The organism is Thioalkalivibrio sp. HL-Eb18, from assembly GCF_000364985.1.
Lineage (GTDB): Bacteria > Pseudomonadota > Gammaproteobacteria > Ectothiorhodospirales > Ectothiorhodospiraceae > Thioalkalivibrio.
This window is the reverse complement of sequence record NZ_KB822967.1, coordinates 107,494-126,363: the sequence shown is the minus strand read 5'-3', so window position 1 is coordinate 126,363 and position 18,870 is coordinate 107,494. Positions and strand designations below refer to the sequence as shown.

General features: G+C 65.0%; 17 protein-coding genes. 3 read left to right on the top strand and 14 right to left on the bottom strand.

The features are described 5' to 3' along the window. The 10 genes from F813_RS0107910 to F813_RS0107865 form a co-directional block, all read right to left on the bottom strand. The coding region (locus F813_RS0107910) for a retention module-containing protein (RefSeq protein ID WP_026148200.1) at positions 1–1,713 on the bottom strand (1,713 nt) is incomplete at its 3' end. 308 nt (positions 1,714–2,021) lie between these two features. After that, complete coding sequence (locus F813_RS0107905) at positions 2,022–2,636, bottom strand: response regulator transcription factor (protein WP_017926139.1); 615 nt, start codon at positions 2,634–2,636, stop codon at positions 2,022–2,024. A 5-nt stretch (positions 2,637–2,641) separates the two neighbouring features. Continuing rightward, the gene (locus F813_RS0107900) at positions 2,642–4,066 is read right to left on the bottom strand and encodes an HlyD family type I secretion periplasmic adaptor subunit (RefSeq protein ID WP_017926138.1); all 1,425 of its coding nucleotides are present in this window, start codon (positions 4,064–4,066) and stop codon (positions 2,642–2,644) included. Then, on the bottom strand, positions 4,063–6,234 hold the full coding sequence (locus F813_RS0107895; RefSeq protein ID WP_017926137.1) for a type I secretion system permease/ATPase: 2,172 nt from the start codon (positions 6,232–6,234) through the stop codon (positions 4,063–4,065). Before F813_RS0107895 ends, F813_RS0107900 begins: the two co-directional genes overlap by 4 nt. Before the next feature lie 215 nt (positions 6,235–6,449). Then, positions 6,450–6,977: a tRNA adenosine(34) deaminase TadA gene (tadA, locus tag F813_RS0107890; protein ID WP_017926136.1), complete on the bottom strand. Its 528-nt coding sequence runs from the start codon at positions 6,975–6,977 to the stop codon at positions 6,450–6,452. Continuing rightward, complete coding sequence (locus F813_RS0107885) at positions 6,967–7,470, bottom strand: glutathione peroxidase (protein ID WP_017926135.1); 504 nt, start codon at positions 7,468–7,470, stop codon at positions 6,967–6,969. Before F813_RS0107885 ends, tadA begins: the two co-directional genes overlap by 11 nt. After that, on the bottom strand, positions 7,463–8,113 hold the full coding sequence (locus tag F813_RS0107880; RefSeq protein ID WP_017926134.1) for an ABC-type transport auxiliary lipoprotein family protein: 651 nt from the start codon (positions 8,111–8,113) through the stop codon (positions 7,463–7,465). The genes F813_RS0107885 and F813_RS0107880 overlap by 8 nt, the downstream gene beginning before the upstream one ends. Before the next feature lie 2 nt (positions 8,114–8,115). Next, positions 8,116–9,129 carry an MlaD family protein gene (locus F813_RS0107875; protein ID WP_012982716.1) on the bottom strand — a complete coding sequence of 338 codons (1,014 nt, stop codon included), beginning with the start codon at positions 9,127–9,129 and terminating at the stop codon, positions 8,116–8,118. Then, positions 9,126–9,905 (bottom strand): ABC transporter ATP-binding protein, encoded by a 780-nt coding sequence (locus F813_RS0107870; RefSeq protein WP_017926132.1) that lies wholly within the window; start codon positions 9,903–9,905, stop codon positions 9,126–9,128. Before F813_RS0107870 ends, F813_RS0107875 begins: the two co-directional genes overlap by 4 nt. 3 nt (positions 9,906–9,908) lie before the next feature. Beyond that, a complete protein-coding gene (locus F813_RS0107865) occupies positions 9,909–11,057 on the bottom strand; it encodes an ABC transporter permease (RefSeq protein ID WP_012982718.1) in 1,149 nt (382 codons plus the stop codon). A gap of 139 nt (positions 11,058–11,196) precedes the next feature. Here F813_RS0107865 and F813_RS0107860 point away from each other — a divergent pair, with 139 nt between their 5' ends. The 3 genes from F813_RS0107860 to F813_RS0107850 are packed head-to-tail and all read left to right on the top strand — an operon-like array spanning position 11,197 to position 15,178. Further along, positions 11,197–12,123, top strand: a complete 927-nt coding sequence (locus tag F813_RS0107860) for a MoxR family ATPase (RefSeq protein ID WP_012982719.1) — start codon at positions 11,197–11,199, stop codon at positions 12,121–12,123. Continuing rightward, positions 12,105–13,139 (top strand): DUF58 domain-containing protein, encoded by a 1,035-nt coding sequence (locus F813_RS0107855; protein WP_017926131.1) that lies wholly within the window; start codon positions 12,105–12,107, stop codon positions 13,137–13,139. Before F813_RS0107860 ends, F813_RS0107855 begins: the two co-directional genes overlap by 19 nt. Then, entirely contained in the window at positions 13,136–15,178 is a 2,043-nt protein-coding gene (locus F813_RS0107850) for a DUF3488 and transglutaminase-like domain-containing protein (protein WP_026148199.1), read from the top strand. The genes F813_RS0107855 and F813_RS0107850 overlap by 4 nt, the downstream gene beginning before the upstream one ends. A gap of 108 nt (positions 15,179–15,286) precedes the next feature. Here F813_RS0107850 and iscR read toward each other — a convergent pair whose 3' ends face one another. The 4 genes from iscR to F813_RS0107830 form a co-directional block, all read right to left on the bottom strand. Then, entirely contained in the window at positions 15,287–15,766 is a 480-nt protein-coding gene (iscR, locus tag F813_RS0107845; RefSeq protein ID WP_012982722.1) for a Fe-S cluster assembly transcriptional regulator IscR, read from the bottom strand. Positions 15,767–16,064: 298 nt separating this feature from the next. Beyond that, positions 16,065–16,658: a L,D-transpeptidase gene (locus F813_RS0107840; protein WP_017926129.1), complete on the bottom strand. Its 594-nt coding sequence runs from the start codon at positions 16,656–16,658 to the stop codon at positions 16,065–16,067. A gap of 10 nt (positions 16,659–16,668) precedes the next feature. Then, the gene (purF, locus tag F813_RS0107835) at positions 16,669–18,177 is read right to left on the bottom strand and encodes an amidophosphoribosyltransferase (protein WP_012982724.1); all 1,509 of its coding nucleotides are present in this window, start codon (positions 18,175–18,177) and stop codon (positions 16,669–16,671) included. Positions 18,178–18,206: 29 nt separating this feature from the next. Continuing rightward, positions 18,207–18,785 (bottom strand): CvpA family protein, encoded by a 579-nt coding sequence (locus F813_RS0107830; protein ID WP_012982725.1) that lies wholly within the window; start codon positions 18,783–18,785, stop codon positions 18,207–18,209. Positions 18,786–18,870: the final 85 nt, after the last annotated feature.

Genomic DNA, 18,870 nt, shown 5'->3' with positions numbered 1-18,870 from the left:
GTCCTCGGCGATCGTCACCGTGCCTTCAACCGCCGCCATCAGACCATCCAGTCCGACCTGGCCATTACGGATGGCCGCCGCACCGTCCTCGGTCAGCACCACATTGGTACCGTCCAGCGCCAGATAACCGTTGCTGTCCTCGGTCAGACTCAGCTCGATCTCGCCCGCCAGGTCGCCGTCGATGCCGTCCAGGTCCAGATCCGCAGTGACTTCGAACACCACTTCACCCTCGCCCGCCGACTGCGGCCAACCATCGGTGGCACCATCCGCCAGGGCAAGATCCACCGTCAGCTCCGGATTCGGCACCGGCACCATGACGCCACCTTCGGCACTGGCTTCTAGCGTGAAAGTGTTAACGAGATCTTCGCCGATGATCAGCGTCCCCTCGATGGTGACATTGAGATCGTTACCGGAAACCTGCCCGTTCTGAATCGCTTCGGCGCCCGCCTCAGTCAGCACAACCGACCAGTCACCCCAGTCGCTCTGCGAGAGTTCGAGGTATTCGCTGTCACCACCGACGATCTCGTAGACGAACTCGCCGAGCGAGGGGTCAATGCCATCAAAGTCCGGCTGCGGACTAATTCCGAACACCAGCATGCCAGCCTCGACCTCCGAGGAGGGGAAGCCAAAGTCCCCGGGGAATGGGGCATTTACCTCCTCGCTCAGTGCCTGCAGGCCGAACCCTCCATTCCCGGGCAGTTCGCCCTGCGGGGGCATCGGGAAGACTTCTCCCGGCCATAGCTGAAATTCGAATGTCGGTTCAGGCACCTCAACAGCGACCGTTGAGCTCTCAGTGGCTGACACTGGACCGATCCCGTCGATCTCGACCGTTCCCTGAACGTCTACGGAGAATTCGTTATTAGGAACCTGCCCATTTTGCAGCGCCCATGCGCCCTCTTCGGTCAGGACGATGGCCGGATTCCCATCGGCATCCGCGCCAATCGCCAGATAGCCCGAGTCCCCACCAACAATTTCGTATTCGATCGGGCCGGCGGCGGAGTCCGGCAGTCCATCCAGGTCCAGAGTGGCGTCGAGACTAAACACCACCATGCCCGAGCCGGGCTGTTCAGACGGCGGCATGTCGACCTGCTGGGACTGAACGCCCACAGAGCCCTGCATCTGGGGGCGAAGATCCGAGCCCATGCGTTCGACCAGCTCACTGAGCGGTGTAACGGAGATGACGAGACTGGGTTCCGGAACAACGTCGTCCGTGGTTTCGCCGGTATCCGCGAGTGTCCCTCCACCTTCGCCACCGGCGTCGCCGGGACCGCCCAGTGCGTTGGAGTCATAGGCGTACTCGACCTGGCCGACTTCTTCGGAGCCACGAGCGATTCGGACGAAGCTGCCGCCTTCCCCGGCTGCGCCGCCGTCAGCACCGGCGGCCGGGGCTTCGATAATGTCGGTGATGTCTTCACCGCGATCCAGGGCGGCGATGATCTCGTCGACAGTCGCGTCGGCGATCTCACCGTCTTCCGGCGCGGGGTCGGCGGATTCCGCCAGGTCGTCGGTGATGGTGGCGGACTCACCGCCCGCCAGGGACATGGTGGAGCCGTCCTCGAAGGCCATCTCGATGAAGGCGCCATCCTCGGCGATGACCTCCTCGCCGTAGAAGATCTCGTCGCCCGGTTGCAGGACGCGGGTGTTGCCGTCCTCGTCTCGGGCGATCACGGTGCCGACAACGGATTCGACGGTAGCTACGACGACTTCAGACATGACGATCTCCCCGGATACGGAATCAGTTCACAGTTTTTGATGGGTATGAGCCTAGGGGAGTCGGCACTGGCACGACAGGTGTACCGAAGTACAGGGTTTGTGGGGTTATGGGAGAACCGGTGTGAGGATCGGCTGGATGAAAACGTATCGAAGCTGCGGGATGCGGGGGCCGGGTTGATGCGATTCGCGGGGCTCATCGCATCCTATGACCCTCGCAAAACGAGGGGGCTAGCGTCACGTAGGATGCTGATGAGCTCAGCGAATCGCATCACCGCCGCTGGCGGCGGCTGACGCGCGTGGCCCGAGAATCAGACAGTCGGGTGCGATTCGCGCAGGCGAGTCAGGTGGAGCACGAGCTGGACACGGTCGTCCACGTTGAGCTTCTTGAAGACGGAGCCGAGGTGCATCTTGACGGTGCGTTCGGTCATGCCGAGCTGGCGTGCAATCTCCTTGTTGTGCGCTCCCGTGGTCACGGCCAGGGCCACTTCCCGCTCGCGGGGCGTAAGGTTCTCGAATCCCTCGGGCGGCGTTTCCGGGTCGCGGGGCTGGGCGCTGCGGACGGTACGAATCATGCGGGTCATCAGGTCGGGGCCCACCCACAGGCCACCACCGGTGACGGTGGCCGCGATCGTTCGCAGCTGGGCGACGTTAGCCAGCGTATGGCAGTAGCCGTGGGCCCCTGCGTCAAACGCTCGGATGCCTTCTTCGTCATTCGGGTGGCGCGACTGCACGATCACCCGATGCACCAGGGTCCTTTGTTTGACGTAGTCCTCCCAGTCGGCGAGATCCGTACCGATCCAGCAGGCTTCGGTGCCCTCCGGCAGGGTCGCCGGAAATGGCGGGCGCAGTACCTGGGCATCCGGAAAGGCCTCTTCCCAGCGCGGCGACGGCCGCGACGCTCGGTCCATCATGAAGATCTGCATGTTGCTCAGCGCTCCGTAAAAGCCAGCTCGCCCGCGCGGAGGATCGGCTTCAGCAGGTACTGCAGGATGGTGCGTCGCCCGGTGATGATATCCACCTGCGTCACCATCCCGGTCATGATCGGGTGCTCCTCGTCGAAGCCGGTCTCCTCGGTTCGCACGCGGACCTTGTAGTAGGTGTTGCCGTCGTCGTCGGTAATCGTGTCGGGGCTGATGTGCTCCACGGTGGCATCCAGGCCGCCGTAGATCGCGAAGTCATAGGCCGTGAACTTCACCTTGGCGTTGAGCCCCGGGCGCAGATAGGCAATGTCGCGGGGCGATACGCGCGCCTCGATCAGCAATTCGTCCTCCAGCGGCACCACCTCTGCCACTTCGCGCCCAGGCGAGATCACGCCACCGCGCGTGGTGATGAACATCCGCTGCACAATCCCTGCCATGGGCGATCGCACCTCGGACAGGCGCACCCGGTCCTCCAGCCCCTCTGTGCCCTCAGCCAGCTCCTGCAGCCGCCCAAGGGTATCGGCCAGCTCCGATCGCCACTGATTACGGAAATTCAGCCGCACCTCGCGGATTTTCTCTTCCGCCTCTTCGATCGCAGCGTCGAGACGGGCGATCTGCGCAGTCGCCTGATCGCGGTCGCCGCGGGCGTTGGAGACCTCGCGCCGCAGGCGCAGGATCTCGACCTCGGATACCGCCCCGCTTTGCACCAGCGGTTCGGTCACCTCCAGCTCGCGACTGGCCAACTCCAGGGCGCGGATGGCCTGGCTACGCCGCGCCCGTACCTCGTTCAGCTCCTCGCGCCTCTGCCGCATCTGCTCTTCGGCAATCCGAATTCGAGAGCGCAACTCGTCCAGACTTTCTTCGTAAAGCTGCTGCTCTTGCTCGACGATCGCCTGCGGCCCTTCCTGCAGGTCCGGTGTAATCAGAAACGGTGTCTCCGTCAGCAACGCCATCAGGCGCGCACGGCGCGCCTTCAATGAAAACTCACTCGCCCTCGCCTCGCCCAGGTCGGACAAAAATCGCGTCGGGTCCACCCGCACGAGCACGTCGCCCTGTTCCACGACATCGCCTTCTCGCACCAGTACATCGGATACCACGCCCCCGTCCATGGACTGCAGCACCTGAAGGTTCTGTGACGGAATCACCCGCCCATCCGCGCGAGCCACCTCGTCGATTTCGGCAATAGAGGCCCAATACACCAGCAGGCCCAGCGTAATCAGGATCCCGTAGAGGAGCGCGCGAGCCCGTATCGGGCGCTCCTGTATCTGCGTCCAGTCCGCGTCCGATGCCCAGTTGCGGTGGTCACCGCCACCCTTGGTCAGCCAGGGGCGAAAGATCCGGTCGACCATCGGGGCGCCAACCTTGCCGGTCTGATCCATCCCGCGGCCGAGTGCCTCGAAACCCTGGCCGTCCCTGCGCGTGCGCTTGCTCATGCCTGCGCCTTGCCCACTCGGCCTTCCCGCAGGGCCTGAACCACCTGATCCTTCGGTCCGTCGGCCACGACTCGGCCCTGATCCAGCACAATGATCCGGTCTACCAGCTCCAGCAGCGAGGTGCGATGCGTGACGATCACGGTAGTGCGCCCCTGGATGAATTCCGCCAAACGGCGCTTCATGCCCTGCTCGGTGGAGTTGTCCATGGAGCTGGTTGGCTCGTCCAACAACAGCATGTTGGGCTCGTGCAGCACAGCCCGCGCCACGCCGACACTCTGCTTCTGCCCACCCGAAAGTCGGCCACCGCGCTCCCCGACCTGCAGATCGACACCTTCCGGATGGGTGTTAATCAGATCCTCGATCCCGGAGATCGCAATCGCCTTGCGAATGGCCTCGTCCCCGGCCAGCGGATCGGCGGCCACCAGGTTCTCGCGCAGACTCCCGTAGAACAGCGTGACCTCCTGGCCCACATAGCCCAGTGACCGCCGCAGCTCCGCCGGGTCTAACTGACGCACGTCGATCCCATCCACCAGCACGGCCCCGGAGGTTGGCTGATAAAGGCCCATGATCAGCTTGGCCAGCGTGCTCTTGCCCGAGCCCACCCGTCCCAGTACGGCGACGTGTTCGCCCGGCTCGATCTTCAGAGAAACCCCCTGCAGCGCCGGCGTTGCGGAGTCGGGATAGGCGAAGCCAACATTGCGAAACTCGATGGCGCCCTCGAACCGGTCACGGCTCAGGAAGTGCGAATCCGCCGGGCGCTCGACCGGCAGCGCCATGATCTCGTTCAGCGAACCGAGCGCGGTGGAGGCCTGGTGATACTGCATCAGCAGCCCGGCAGTCTGACTGATCGGTGCCATCGCACGCGAGGAGATCAGATAGGCCGCGATCAGACCGCCCATGGAGAGATCGCCCTCCATCAGCAGGAACACGCCGAGCACGATGATTGCGACGCCGACCGTGTGCTGCGCCCACATGGCCGTGTGTGTCACGCTGGCCGTCAGCAGACGATTCTGCGCACTGGTCCGGGCCAGGTGGGTCGTGGCGCGTTCCCAGGTCGCCTGTACCCGTCCTTCTGCGCCCAGGGTCTTGAGTGTCTCGGCCCCCGTCAGGCTCTCGACCAGCGTGGAGTTGCGCTGCGCCGCCACGCGGTAACTTTCCTCCGCCAGTGCGTGCAGCTTGCGATGGATCGCAGTGGCATAGAACAGCAGCAGCAGCGCGCCAATCGCCACGGGAATTGCCAGCGGCCAGGCGATCAACGCGATGATCGCGATGAACATGAACGCGAACGGCAGATCCACGAAGGCGATGATCGTCGCCGACGATATAAAGCTGCGCACCGACTCGAAAGCGCCGATGTTGGATGCGAACGAGCCGACCGACGCCGGGCGGTTCTCCATGCGCAGGCCCAGCACGCGCTCCATGATGTGCGAGGAGAGTTTCACGTCCGCGCGCATCGCCGCCTTGTCGACGAAGTGGCTGCGCATGGTGCGCAGGATCAAGTCGGCGATCAGCACGATCACCACGCCCGCCGCGAACATGAACAGCGTCTCGGTCGCGTGATTGGGGACCACGCGGTCGTACACGTTGAGTACGAACAGCGGCATCGCCAGCGCAAAGAGGTTGATCATCACCGCCGCGATGAGCACATCGCGATACAGTGGCCGGTTCTCGCGGATCACCCGCCAGAACCAGTGTCCCTTGCTCTCCTTCGAGACCCGCGGGGCGCGGGCATCCATGCGGAATTCGGGACGCACATAGATGGCACGCCCGACATAACGCTCTTTGAGCCGTTTCAGCGGGACATCGATGACCGCATCGCCCAGCTCGGGGTCGATCACCCGGGCCACGCTCTTGTCTTCGTTCCAGCCGACCAGCACCCAGGCCTCGTTCTGATCCAGCAGCAGCAGCGCGGGCAACAGGTCGTCCTTAAGACCGCGCGCATCACGCGTGACCGTGCGGGTGGTCAGTCCGGCGCGCTGTGCCGCGCGCGGGACCAGGGAGGGGCACAGCCGGCCATCGTCCAGCGGCAGTCCCGCAAGTGCGGAGTCCGGTGTCAGGCGCAGCCCGTGCATGCGGGCAATCAGGATCAAGCCACCGAGAAGGCTGTCCGCGCGACCCTCCCCGTCCACGATCGGGAACTCTGGCTCGCGGTCATCCGCATCGCCCATGGATCCCGACTCGGGGGTGCCCGCGGCCGAATCCAGCACGGGATCCCCGTGATCATCATTGGAAGGAGGCTGGCTAATCGGTACACCCCTGTGGCCGGACACAGAATCTCGGCATCCGCGCGCACCATGGATGTGCAGAACGTGAACGCCTTCTCATATTCGCTTGATTCTGCGCCCCAACGTACCGCCGGGCAACGCCTTTACATCACGGAGATCTAACGCTTTCGGCGTAGGCGAAAGAAACTGCGCAGCAACTCGGCAGAACGCTCCGCCGCCACGCCTTCGATACATTCCAGACGGTGGTTATGAGCGGGATGATGAAGCAGGTCGATGGCGCCTCCGGCGGCCCCTGTGCGAGGGTCCGAAGCGGCAAACACCAGCCGCTCCACCCGGGCGTGGATCATCGCCCCCGCACACATCGAACAGGGCTCGAGCGTCACGTAGAGCGTGGTACCGGTCAGCCGATAGTTGGAACACCGCTTGCCGGCGGTACGGAGGACTCTAATCTCGGCGTGCGCAGTGGCGTCATGCTCGCTGATCGGGGCGTTGTGGGCGGCAGCCAGACAATAGCCGTCCGCATCCACCAGAACAGCGCCCACCGGCACCTCGCCGACCTCCGCCGCCCGCTCGGCCTGCACGAGCGCGACGTCCATCCAGTAGGCATGCGCACCGGGGTCCGTGGGCGCCGGACCTCGCTCGCCGGGTTCCAGGTTCCGCGCGTCGGGCGCGACCTCAGCCACCATCGTCCGGGCGCGGTGCGGCGAGTGCACGTTCGATCGCGTCGACCAGGTCCTGCGGCTTGCGCTGGGGGGCGAATCGGTCGAGTACGGAGCCATCACGGCCGACCAGAAACTTCGTGAAGTTCCACTTGATCCCCTGCGTGCCCAATGCGCCGGGAGCCTGCTGCTTGAGGTGCTGGTACAACGGGTGCGCGTCCTCGCCGTTCACCTCGATCTTGGCAAACACCGGAAACTCGACCCCGAAACGCGCACCACAGGCCTGTATGGCCTCCGCATCACCCGGCTCCTGCCCGCCAAACTGGTTGCAGGGGAAGCCGAGCACGTGAAAGCCGCGACCGGCGCACTGTTCCTGCAGCGCCTGCAGCCCCTCGTACTGCGGGGTGAACCCGCACTCGCTGGCCACATTGACGATGAGCAGGACATCCCCGCGATAGGCTCCCAGGGGCTGTTCAGTGCCATCCGCCGCCGGTACCGAGAAGTCGAAGACATCAGTCATCGCGCGCAGCCTCTACATCTTCCAGAATCGCATCCTCCAGATCCGCCAGAACCTCGGCAGTCGCACGCGACAGGGCCGACACCAACTGTGAGGCAGAGCGCCGTTCCAGCGCCTGCTCGGATTCCAGATGGACCAGACGGCTGCGATCGCCCTGGCTCAGCTGGGCGCGCAGACCCATGTGCCCGGCCCCCGTCACGACACCATTGGATTCGACCGCATCAGTCCCTTCCAGGTCACCGTACAGCGCGGTAATCAGGACATGGACACGCACAGCCGGGCGCCCCTGTTCGCGCACCGCCGATGCGTTGTCGACCAACTCCAGCGCGGCGCCGTTGCGCGTCCAGCGTTCCCGCAGCAGTTGTTCAAGCTGCTCGGACGGCTTCAGGAACCACTCGTTGTAATAGTCCGACTCGTACTGGTGATTCCCCAGCCGGTATACCAGCCCATTACCCGCATAGGCCGGAGCGACCCGGACCGACCCCAGTTCGACGGCCACCGGCTCGTCCGCCGTGCGTGCGGCCGGGTCGTCCGGCAACTCCAGCAGATACCAGGAGCGATCGAGCGGCTCGCGCTCCGGCAACAGCGTGCAGCCGCCCAGGACCAGCGCGGCGAGCATCAGGATCGGCCCTTTCCACCAATTCATACTTACTCCTCGTCCATGCGGCTGCGCGGTGGCGGGGCACCGAACAGCGCACCACCGGGGTTGCGGCGTACATCATCCGACAGGCTGCGCAGGCCCGAGATCGCGCCTTGCAGCTCGTCCAGGGTTTCCAGCAGTTTCGACTCGCTGACATCCATCCCCCGATCGAGTCGTTCAACCATCGAGTCCATGCGGTCGACCAGGCCCGCGACATCGGCTGCCTCGGCCGTTCGACGCAGCTCCTGGATCGCTTTGCGGGTTTCGCTCGGAAGGGCCTGCGTGTCCGGATGCTCGACCAGGGCCTCGACCGATTGCATCACCCGGTCGGCCGTGCGCATGGTCTGCTCGAGTTCCGAGATCAGATCATCCGCTCGCTGGTTCAGTCCTCCGGTATCGAGACTGGACACGGTATCGTCGACGGTCACCAGCAAAGAATTCAGATTCTCGATCACACCCTCGATGTCCAGCCCGTCGATCCGCTTAAGCAGATTCTCGGCGTACTCCATGAATTGCACGGCGATACTCGGGGACGACGGGATGTAGATCGACCGCGGTTCCCAGTCGTGCTCCAGCGGCGGGTGTTCGTCCGGATCGGAGAAGTCCGCTTCCAGATAGTTCATACCGGTAATGCCCTGTGCGGCAATGCGCACTCGCAGGCCCGCATCCACCAGGTTCTTCAGGACATCCGCCTCGAAATCCTGCTCGCGGGCGCTCGCCGCGAAGCGGTCCGGCCAGAGCCGGGCCTCGACCATCACATAGCGTTTGCGCTCACGAGGGTCCACGTCCTGCTGGTATTCCACCGAGGTAAAACCCAGGTTCGTGATCTCGCCAATGGTCACACCTCGAAACTTGACCGGCGCTCCGATCTCCAACCCCTGCACGGATGAATCGATGTAGGTCTCGATCGGGATCGAGGCGCGAAAGATATTGCCCGCGGTCATGATGAACAGGGCGGTCACCAGCGCCACCAGGCCACCGACGATGAACAATCCGAGGCGAAAATGTTGTCGGGCACTCATGTAGATCTCTCTTCGGAATCGGCCGAATCGGCCCGCTGCAGGAACCGCTGTACCCACGGGTGATCGGATGTGTCACGCAGAGTCGCCGGATTCCCTTCGGCAACGATGCCCTTGCTTTCCTTGTCGAGCATAATCACCCGGTCGGCAATCGCAAAAATACTGGCCAGCTCGTGGCTGACGATCACAATGGTCATGTCCAGGCTGCGCGCCAGCCGCAGGATCAACTGGTCGAGTTCCGCTGAGGTGATCGGGTCCAGCCCGGCGGAGGGTTCATCCAGGAACAGGACTTCCGGGTCCAGCACCATCGCGCGCGCAATCGCCGCGCGCTTCTGCATGCCGCCGCTGATCTCCGAGGGCATGAAGTCCGCGAACTCGCCCAGCCCGACGAGCTGCAGGCGCGCCTTGGCGATCGCGTCCATCGCCTCGCGTGGCAGGTCGGTATGGACCTCCAGCGGCAGACGCACGTTCTCGAGCAGCGTCATGGAGCCAAACAGCGCCCCCATCTGGTACATCACACCCACCCGGCGCAGGATCGCCTCGCGCTCTTCGCCATCGGCAGTCGTGATATCGGCACCGGCCACCCAGATGTTTCCCTTCTGTGGCGTATACAGTCCGATCATGTGCTTGAGCAGCGTGCTCTTGCCGCTCCCGGACCCGCCGAGGATGACGAAGATCTCCCCACGCTGGACGTCGAAGTTGAGATCCCGCATCAGCACAAAGTCACCAAACCCCATGGTGAGGTCGCGCACCTTGATCACCGGCTCCGCGCTCGCCACCCGTCAGACCCCCATGTGATAGAAGAGGACGGCAAACAGTCCGTCGAACACCACGATCAGGATGATCGACGTCACCACCGCGCTGGTCGTGGAGATCCCTACGGCCGCCGCGCCGCTGGCCGTTTGCAGCCCGCGCAGGCAGCCCACGCCGGCGATCAGCAGACCAAAGATCACGGCCTTGAACAGCCCCGAAAACAGATCCGACAGGCTGAGCGCGACGGTCACCTGATTGAAGAACGCCGTCCAGGGGATCCCGAAGCCCTGCATTACCACCGCAGCACCCAGCAGGCCGATCATGTTCGCGTACAGCGCCAGCAGCGGCGCGACCAGGATGCCGGCGAGCACCTTCGGCAGCACCAGAAAACGCACCGGGTCGAGCCCCATGGTCTTCAGGGCGTTGACCTCCTCGTTGACCTTCATCGTGCCGATCTCGGCCGCGAACGCGGCCCCGGAGCGTCCGGCCAGCAGGATCGCCATCATCAGGGGCCCCAGCTCGCGGAACAACGAGACCGCGACCAGATTGGCGACGAAGATCTCGCCACCGAACTGCCGCATCGCGATCGCGGACTGGAACGCCAGGATCACCCCCAGCAGGAAGGCAATCAGGGAGACGATGGGCAGCGCCTGGAACCCGGCCGCCTCGGCGACCCGAAAGGTATCCCCCCAGCGAACCTGGCGGGGATTCAGCAGCGCCGACCCCAGGGCCCGCGTCAGTTCGCCAATGAACCCGAACTGCGAATACGCCGCCTGCCCAACGCGTGACACGGCCTCGAATGACTGGGCCAGCAGTCCCCCGCGAGTCTCGTGACGCGCCGGCTCTACGGTTTCCAGCTCGCGGTACGGGGTCAGCTGCTCCTCCACCAGGCCCTGGACACCCACCAGTTCCACCTGGCGCCCCGCCCGCTCGATATCGCGCTCCAGGGCATGGAGTAACGCCGCCCCGGCACCATCACAGTATTCGAGGCCACCGACATCCAGTGTTACAGCGGCCTGCGTACCCTCGGCCAGCTCGCGGGCGCGGCGGCGCAGAGGCGACCACACACGCTCCACCGCATGCACATCCAGCCGACCCGACAGCTGCAGGCAGGCATCCGGCGAGGCTGTGGCATCATAGCGAAACGTCTGGCCCGAATCGGCGGCCTGCTTGTCCATACTGTCGCTCATGGGGCAATTGCGGCCATGGTAGCCGCAAACTCACCCGACACGCGAAGCGGGGCTTTAATATCTCGCACGCAGCACGCTGATCGGTCGCCCTCTTTTTCGCCCGACACCATCCACCACGAGGAGCCCCATGCCTGCGGCCAATGAAGCTCTACACCAGGTCGAAAGCGCGCTGAACGACATCCTGCTGGGCAAACCCGATCGGGTTCGGCTGGCCTTGACCTGCCTGCTCGCCAACGGCCATCTGCTGATCGAAGATCAGCCGGGCGTTGGCAAGACGACCCTCGCCCATGCCCTGGCCGCGGCGATGAACCTCGATTACCGCCGCGTGCAGTTCACCAGCGACCTTCTCCCCGGCGATGTCCTCGGGGTGTCGGTGTTCGAGCAGGGCTCCGGCGAGTTCCGCTTTCATCCCGGGCCGATCTTTACCCAGGTCCTGCTGGCCGACGAGATCAATCGCGCGCCTCCCAAGACCCAGAGCGCCCTGCTCGAGGCGATGGAAGAGCGCCAGGCCAGTGTGGAGGGCGCGACCCGCCCCCTGCCCGAACCGTTCTTCGTGATCGCCACACAGAACCCGGAGGAACAGGTCGGCACGCATCCCCTGCCGGAATCCCAGATGGATCGATTCCTGATGCGCATCGAACTCGGCTATCCCGATGCCCGGGCCGAGCGCGCGTTGCTCGAACGCGGCGGTGCCGCGCCGGCGCCCGTGGCCCACCCTGCCCCGAGCGCGATCGTCACACCCAAGGACCTGCAGGACTGGCAGTCCCGGATTGCCAAGGTGCACGCCGAACCGGTCGTGCTGGACTATCTGCAGGACCTGATCCAGGCGAGCCGTGACCGCGCACGCTTTGCCCACGGACTCTCGCCACGCGCGGGGCTCGGGCTGCTGCGCGCCGCGCGGGCGCATGCCTTCCTCGACGGGCGCGACTACGTGACCCCGGACGACCTGGCGGACGTCCTTCCGGCCGTGGCCGGCCATCGTGTCCGGGCTCGGGACCCGGACAGCCCCGCACGCACGGTGGAACGGCTGCTGGAATGCGTGCCAGTTCGCTAGGGCCCGCTGAGCGGCTCCGATCCCAGGGGCGGCGCCTGCGTGAAGGCGTTATCCGCTGGGTCGCGCGGCGCCATCGCGACGATGGGGCACAGACCACCCTTGGCCGCGACCGCATCTACATCCTGCCGACCCGCGCCGGCTACACGTTGCTGGCGATCCTGGGCGTGATGCTGCTGGGGGCCATCAACTACTCCAACAACATGGCCTTCCTGCTGACCTTTCTCCTGATCGGGATCGGCCATAACGCCATCTGGTACACCCATCGAAACCTGCTCGGGCTCAAGGCGTCGGCGCTGCCCACCACACCGGTATTCGCCAACCAGCCGTTGTCCGTCTCCCTGCGCCTGGAGGATACGTGCGGGCGCGACCGCGAGGCCCTGCATCTGAGCATCGGCGAATACACGAGCGAACCCGTTGCGATACCGGGCCGTGGGCAGCAAGTGGCCTGCCTGTCTCTGCCGGCCCCCGGCCGCGGGGTGTATCGACTGCCCCGCCAACACCTGGGCACCCAGTACCCGCTCGGCATCCTGAACGCCTGGAGCTGGCTGGGGCTGACCAGCGAGATCCTCGTGTATCCGCAACCCGTGGACCCGGGCGCCGCCCATACCGGGCTCGGAGACCAAGCCGGCGCCCACCGGCGTCAGGATGCCTCCACACCGGATCACATCCGCCCGTACCGCCCCGGAGACCCGCCCGGCCGGATCCTGTGGAAGGCCCTGGCTCGCACCGGCAAGCTGCACATCCGCGAAACGGTCGCAGGAGGCCGTGACACGCTCTGGATCGACTGGTCCGCCATGCCGGCCAGCGACACCGAAGCGCGCCTCTCCATGCTGTGCCATCAGATCCTGGCCGCCGAGGCCGAAGGCCGCGCCTGGGGTCTGCGCCTGCCCGACCAGACCCTCCCGCCCGGGCAGGGCCCGGCGCAGCGGGAGCGAGGCCTGCGCGCCCTCGCCGAATTCCGCTTCGAGCCGATCCCCTTGCCGGTCGCGGAAACGGCTAGGGGAACCAAGAAGTGAACCGTTCGAGCCGGCAGCATTTACCGGAGTTGCGGGGCCTGGAACTCGCGCTGCGCGCCCTGCCAGTGGCCGCGCTGCCACATGCCTGGCACCAGCCACTGTGGGTCACGCTGCTCGTAGCGGCCGCCATCCTGCTGCGCAGCTGGCTCCATCTGCGCGACCGCAAGCCCCCTTCCATCGGACTGATGGCCCTGCTCGCCGCTTTCGCGGGCGGGCTGACGTTCCTGCAGTACGGCACCCTGTTCGGGCAGGAGGCAGGCACCGCCCTGCTGCTGGTCATGATGGCGCTCAAACTGCTCGAGACCCGCAACCGGCGCGATATCGTGATCGGGCTGTTCCTCGGCTATTTCGTGGTCGTCACCACCTATTTCTTCGACCAGTCGATGCTGATCGCCGCCTGGTCTCTGCTGTCTGCCTGGCTGCTCACCGCCGCCCTGGTCCAGGTGCATGCCGGGCGCCCCCTCGAACGGCGGCGCCTGGCGAAGCATTCCGGCTGGATGATGGTCCATGCCTTCCCGTTCATGCTGATCCTGTTCGTCGCCTTCCCGCGCGTACAGGGACCACTGTGGGGCGACCCGCAACGCGACGAGGTGGCTACCACGGCCCTTTCCGGCGAACTGAACCCTGGCGACATCGCGGAACTGCTGCAGGACGAAACCACCACCATGCGCGTCCAGTTTCACGGCTCCGTCCCGCCGCCCCGGGCGCAATACTGGCGGGCACTGGTGATGACGGACTTTGACGGCCGCCGCTGGCAGGCCGAAGGGGGACAATCCAGCATCGAGCTGCCACAGCCCGGAGACTCGGACCGCGTGGTGGCCTACACCGCGACGCTGGAGCCCACCCGCATGCGCTACCTGCCGGTACTCGACTACCCCGTGGCGCTGCCCGACAACGCCGAGTACCGCGACAACCACCAGGTCGTCCGCGACCGACGGATCGTGAACCGCATCCAGTACGACGCCGAGGCCGACCTGACACGTCCGCCAGGCGCCGGCGAAGCCCTGAGCAGGTCCGCCCGTGAACGCGCTCTTGAGCTCCCACCCAGCGCAGCCCCTCGCGCACGTGCCGAGGTCGCTCTCTGGCGCGCCACGCATGGTGACGATGACCGCGCGATCATCCAGGCCGCCCTGGATCGCTTCGCCGCCGCCCCCTATCGTTACACCCTGCAGCCCCCAACGCTCGAGGGGGATGTCACCGACCAGTTCCTGTTCGAGACCCACGCCGGTTACTGCGAGCACTATGCCTCCGCGTTCGCCGTGCTGATGCGCTCGGCGGGGATCCCGACCCGCGTGGTTACGGGCTACCAGGGGGGCGAATGGATGCAGCGGGGCGAATACCTGCGCCTGCGCAATGCCGATGCGCACGCCTGGAACGAGGTCTGGCTGGATGGCGAAGGCTGGATCCGTGTCGACCCCACCGCGGCGATCGCTCCGGAGCGGATCGAGGCCGGGATCGGCGGCCTCACCGGTGGCGACGGCGAACCCATGCCCGATTTCCTGCGTCGCGACGGGCTGGGCTGGGTGCAGCAACTTCGATTTGGCTTCGAAGACTGGCGCGATTTCGCCCGGTTCCGCTGGGAGAGCTGGGTGCTGGCATTCGATCCCGAGCGCCAGCGGGAACTGTTTGCCCGTTTCGGGCTCGACGCGACAGACTGGAGTGACATTGTCACGGCACTGGGCGTCGGCTTTGGCCTGCTGGCTGCCGTGGCCCTGGTCTGGAGCGGCTGGCGCAGGCCTCGTCGCCAGCTGGAGGTGCCGGATCGCCTCCTGCACCGACTTTCCCGGCGGATCGAACGCCAACAGACAGGACTGGGACGGCGCCCGCACGAGCCCGTCATCACCTGGACCCGACGCGTCAAGGTTGCACGGCCGGATCTCGCGCCCCTCGTCGATGCCTTCGCCGAGCACTACAACCGGGTCCGCTTCGCGCCCGCCCGGCCCGACGACCGGGCCAGACACCTGACAACCCTGCGCCGCCTCGCTGCATCCGACCTTCGCAAACCCGCCGCCGACCCGCCCTTGCCGCGGACAACCTAGGATTCGTTCAAAGCAAAAAAGGCCCGGCCGGATTCAGCATCCGACCGAGCCTCCAGGTCTTCCGAAGCGGCGCAGGGAGCCCCGGGCCGCTGGATCGTCTGGCCGCTATCAGGCCGCGTCGTTACGGAAGATGAAGTGGTGACGCGCGCCACGGCGCTCGTCCTGACGGCGAGCCACCTTCTGCACTTCCGGGCGGTTGGCAAACTGCGCCAGCGTGATGCCGTCGAGGAAGTCGTACAGCTGCTGGCTCAGATCATCCCACAGCTCGTGCGTCAGGCAGCGTTCGCCATCCTGGCAGTCCTTGTGGCCCTTGCAGCGGGTCACATCCACCGATTCATCAACCGCCGTGATGATGTTGGCAATGCTGATCTGGTCGGCACGTTTGGCCAGGCGATAACCGCCGCCCGGACCCCGCACGCCTTCCACCAGGTCGGCCTTGCGCAGTTTCGCAAACAGTTGTTCCAGATAGGACAACGAGATGCCCTGGCACTGCGAGATGTCGGCCAGGGTCACCGGTCCCACCCGATCATGGATCGCAAGATCCATCATGGCGGTCACCGCGTAGCGGCCCTTGGTTGAGAGTTTCATGTCTTAAAGCCTCCGAGAAACCGTGATTGTGCGTGTCGAGGTCGACATCCATTCACAGAATCGAATCCGTTCACCTTTCCTGACAATCAGAGTCAGGAATAATTCCCTTTTTACCTGACAGTGTTGGTCAGGAATAATTCCCTGATTATATCAGGCGATTGCCGGGAATTCACGTACGCCAGACGCAGGTTATTGTGAGAGCCGTCCGATACTGACCGAGTTCCCACGGAATTTATTAGAGAATTAGGGATTTATGAATGACGTCGATCTTGGCCCGCGCTGGCCCGTCGGACGTGCGCTAGACCGGAAGGATGCGGCCGGTTTCGTAATCCGGGCCGTTCAGGATCACGACGAGGGTCCCCACCGGGAGGCGGGGAAACAGTTCGATGACATCGTCGTTGCGCATGCGCACGCAGCCTTCGGAGGCCGGCTGGCCGATGCGCCCTTCTTCATCCGTACCGTGAATGTAGATGTAGCGGTGGTAGGAGTCGATGCTGCCCCCGCGATTCAGGCCAGGCTCCAGGCCTTCGAGCCAGAGAATCCGCGAGGTAATGTTGTCACGCTGGCTGCGCTCGCCCTCGCCGGTCAGGATCTCCGCGATCTCGCCCGTGTTCGCGCGCGCACGGAACACAGTACCGCGCTCGGCCCCATCGCCGAAGCGCTCGGCAATGCGATGCAGCCCCAGGGGTGTCTTGTACGTGCCGTTCTCGTTCCCGATACCGCGTTCGGAGGTCGAGACATCGAAGATTTCCGTGACCTTGCCATCTTCCCAGACGTACAGGCGCTGCTGGTCCACGCGCACCACGACGACCGGAAGGCCATCGGCGGTTCCCGCTTGTGCCCGCGCCGCTTCAACGACCGGTTCGATCCACTGCAAACTCGGCAAGGTCACTACTCTCTCGTCACTTCTTGTTGGCCAGATCCAGCACCTCGCCCGCCACGGGCGTGTTCACCAGTCCCTCGCCCCGCAGCGAGGCCAGGTACTCGAGGTAATCCGGGGGCAGTCCGGTCACGTACTCGCCGGTAAACACGGAGCAATCGAAGGTCTCGATGTTCCGGTTCCCCCGCCGCACGGCCTTTTGCAGGTCTTCCAGGTCCTGGTAGATCAGGCGGTCGGCGGCGATCGCCTCGCATACTTCCTGTTCGTCTCTGCCGTGGGCGATGAGTTCATGCGCCGCGGGCATGTCGATGCCATAGACATTCGGGTAGCGCACCGGGGGTGCTGCGGAGGCGAAGTAGACCTTCTTCGCACCGGCCTCGCGCGCCATCATCACGATCTCGCGCGACGTGGTGCCGCGGACGATCGAGTCGTCCACCAGCATCACGTTCTTGCCACGAAACTCCAGCGAGATCGCGTTGAGCTTCTGGCGCACGGATTTTCGTCGCTTGGTCTGCCCCGGCATGATGAACGTACGGCCGATGTATCGGTTCTTGATGAAGCCTTCGCGGTACTTGATGTTCAGTTCGTGCGCCATCTCCAGCGCCACAGTGCGGCCGGTATCGGGGATCGGCACGATGACGTCGATGTCGTGATCCGGCCAGATGCGGCGGATCTTCTCGCCCAGCGCGGTGCCCATGCGCATACGCGCCCGGTGCACGAACACGTTGTCGATCACCGAATCAGGCCGGGCAAAGTACACATGCTCGAAGATGCAGGGGTTGAGCTGAGTGTCCTCGGCGCAGACGCGTGTCGAGACCTCGCCCTCGGGCGTAATGAACACCGCCTCCCCCGGCGCCAGGTCGCGTTCCAGCTCGAAGCCCTGGGACTCCAGCGCAGCGCTCTCGGAGGCGACCATCCATTCGCGCCCGCCCTCCTCGGCTTCTCGCGAGCCATAGACGATGGGGCGGATCCCGTTCGGGTCACGAAAGGCCAGCAGACCGCGCCCGGCGATCATCGCGACCACGCCATACGCGCCCTTGGCGCGCTCGTGCACACGTTCGACCGCGTTGAACACGGAGTCGGCGGTCAGGCCGTTATCCAGATAGCGCAGGAGCTCCTGCGCGAAGACGTTCAGCAGGATCTCGGAGTCGGAATCCGTGTTGATATGCCTGCGGTCGGTCGCAAACAGGGCCTGTTTCAGTTCGCGGGCATTGATCAGGTTGCCGTTATGTCCGAGCGTGATGCCGAACGGGGAGTTCACGTAGAACGGCTGGGCCTCGGCGGAACTGGAACTGCCCGCCGTCGGATAGCGCACATGGCCAATGCCCATGTTGCCGATCAGCCCCTGCATGTGCTGGTCGTTGAATACGTCCCGCACCAGGCCGTTGTCCTTGCGCAGGTGCAGCCGCCCCTCGTCGTCACAGGTCACGATGCCGGCGGCATCCTGCCCACGGTGCTGCAATACCAACAAGGCATCATAAAGCGGCTGATTCACCGGGCCACGCCCGACGATTCCGACTACTCCACACATACGGTTCAGGACTCCAGCAAGGCGATCGACTAGCGTTGGTCGGCGGGGGGTTCGGTTTCCGGTGCCGGTGGTTCAGCGGCCGGCTCATCCACGGGGGGTTCGACAGGATCATCAGCCAGCAGACTGCCGATCTGTTCCTGCCAGCTGTCGGGCAATTGCGCGATCATCCAGTCCACCAGACGTTCGAATTCGGGGATCAGGCGGCTGTTCTCCCACCAGCCCTCCTCCGGCATCAACGTCAGCGAGGCGGCAAACACCAGCACCGCCACCAGGAGCACGCCGCGCAGCAGGCCAAAGATCACGCCCAGAGAGCGGTCCGTACCCGTCAGGCCACTACCGCGCACCAGCCGATTGGCCAGCACTCCAAGGATGCCGCCCACGATCAGCACCGCGATAAAGATCAGGGCAAAGCCGACCCCCAGGCGCAGTGTCGCATCCGACAGCGCCTGCGGCAGGACTTCGGCGACCTCGGCGGCATGTCGAATACCCAGCCAGATGCCCACAATCCAGGTCGCGAGCGAGAACGACTCGCGCACGAAGCCACGAAACAGACTGATGAGCCCCGAGACAACGATCAGGGCAATGATGACCAGGTCGATCCAGTTCACGCGCGGCGGACTTCGGGTGCGAAAAGGCTGCGTAGTGTACCGCAGCGACCGGGAATTCGCAGGGGCTCGCCCACGCTTGTGTAGC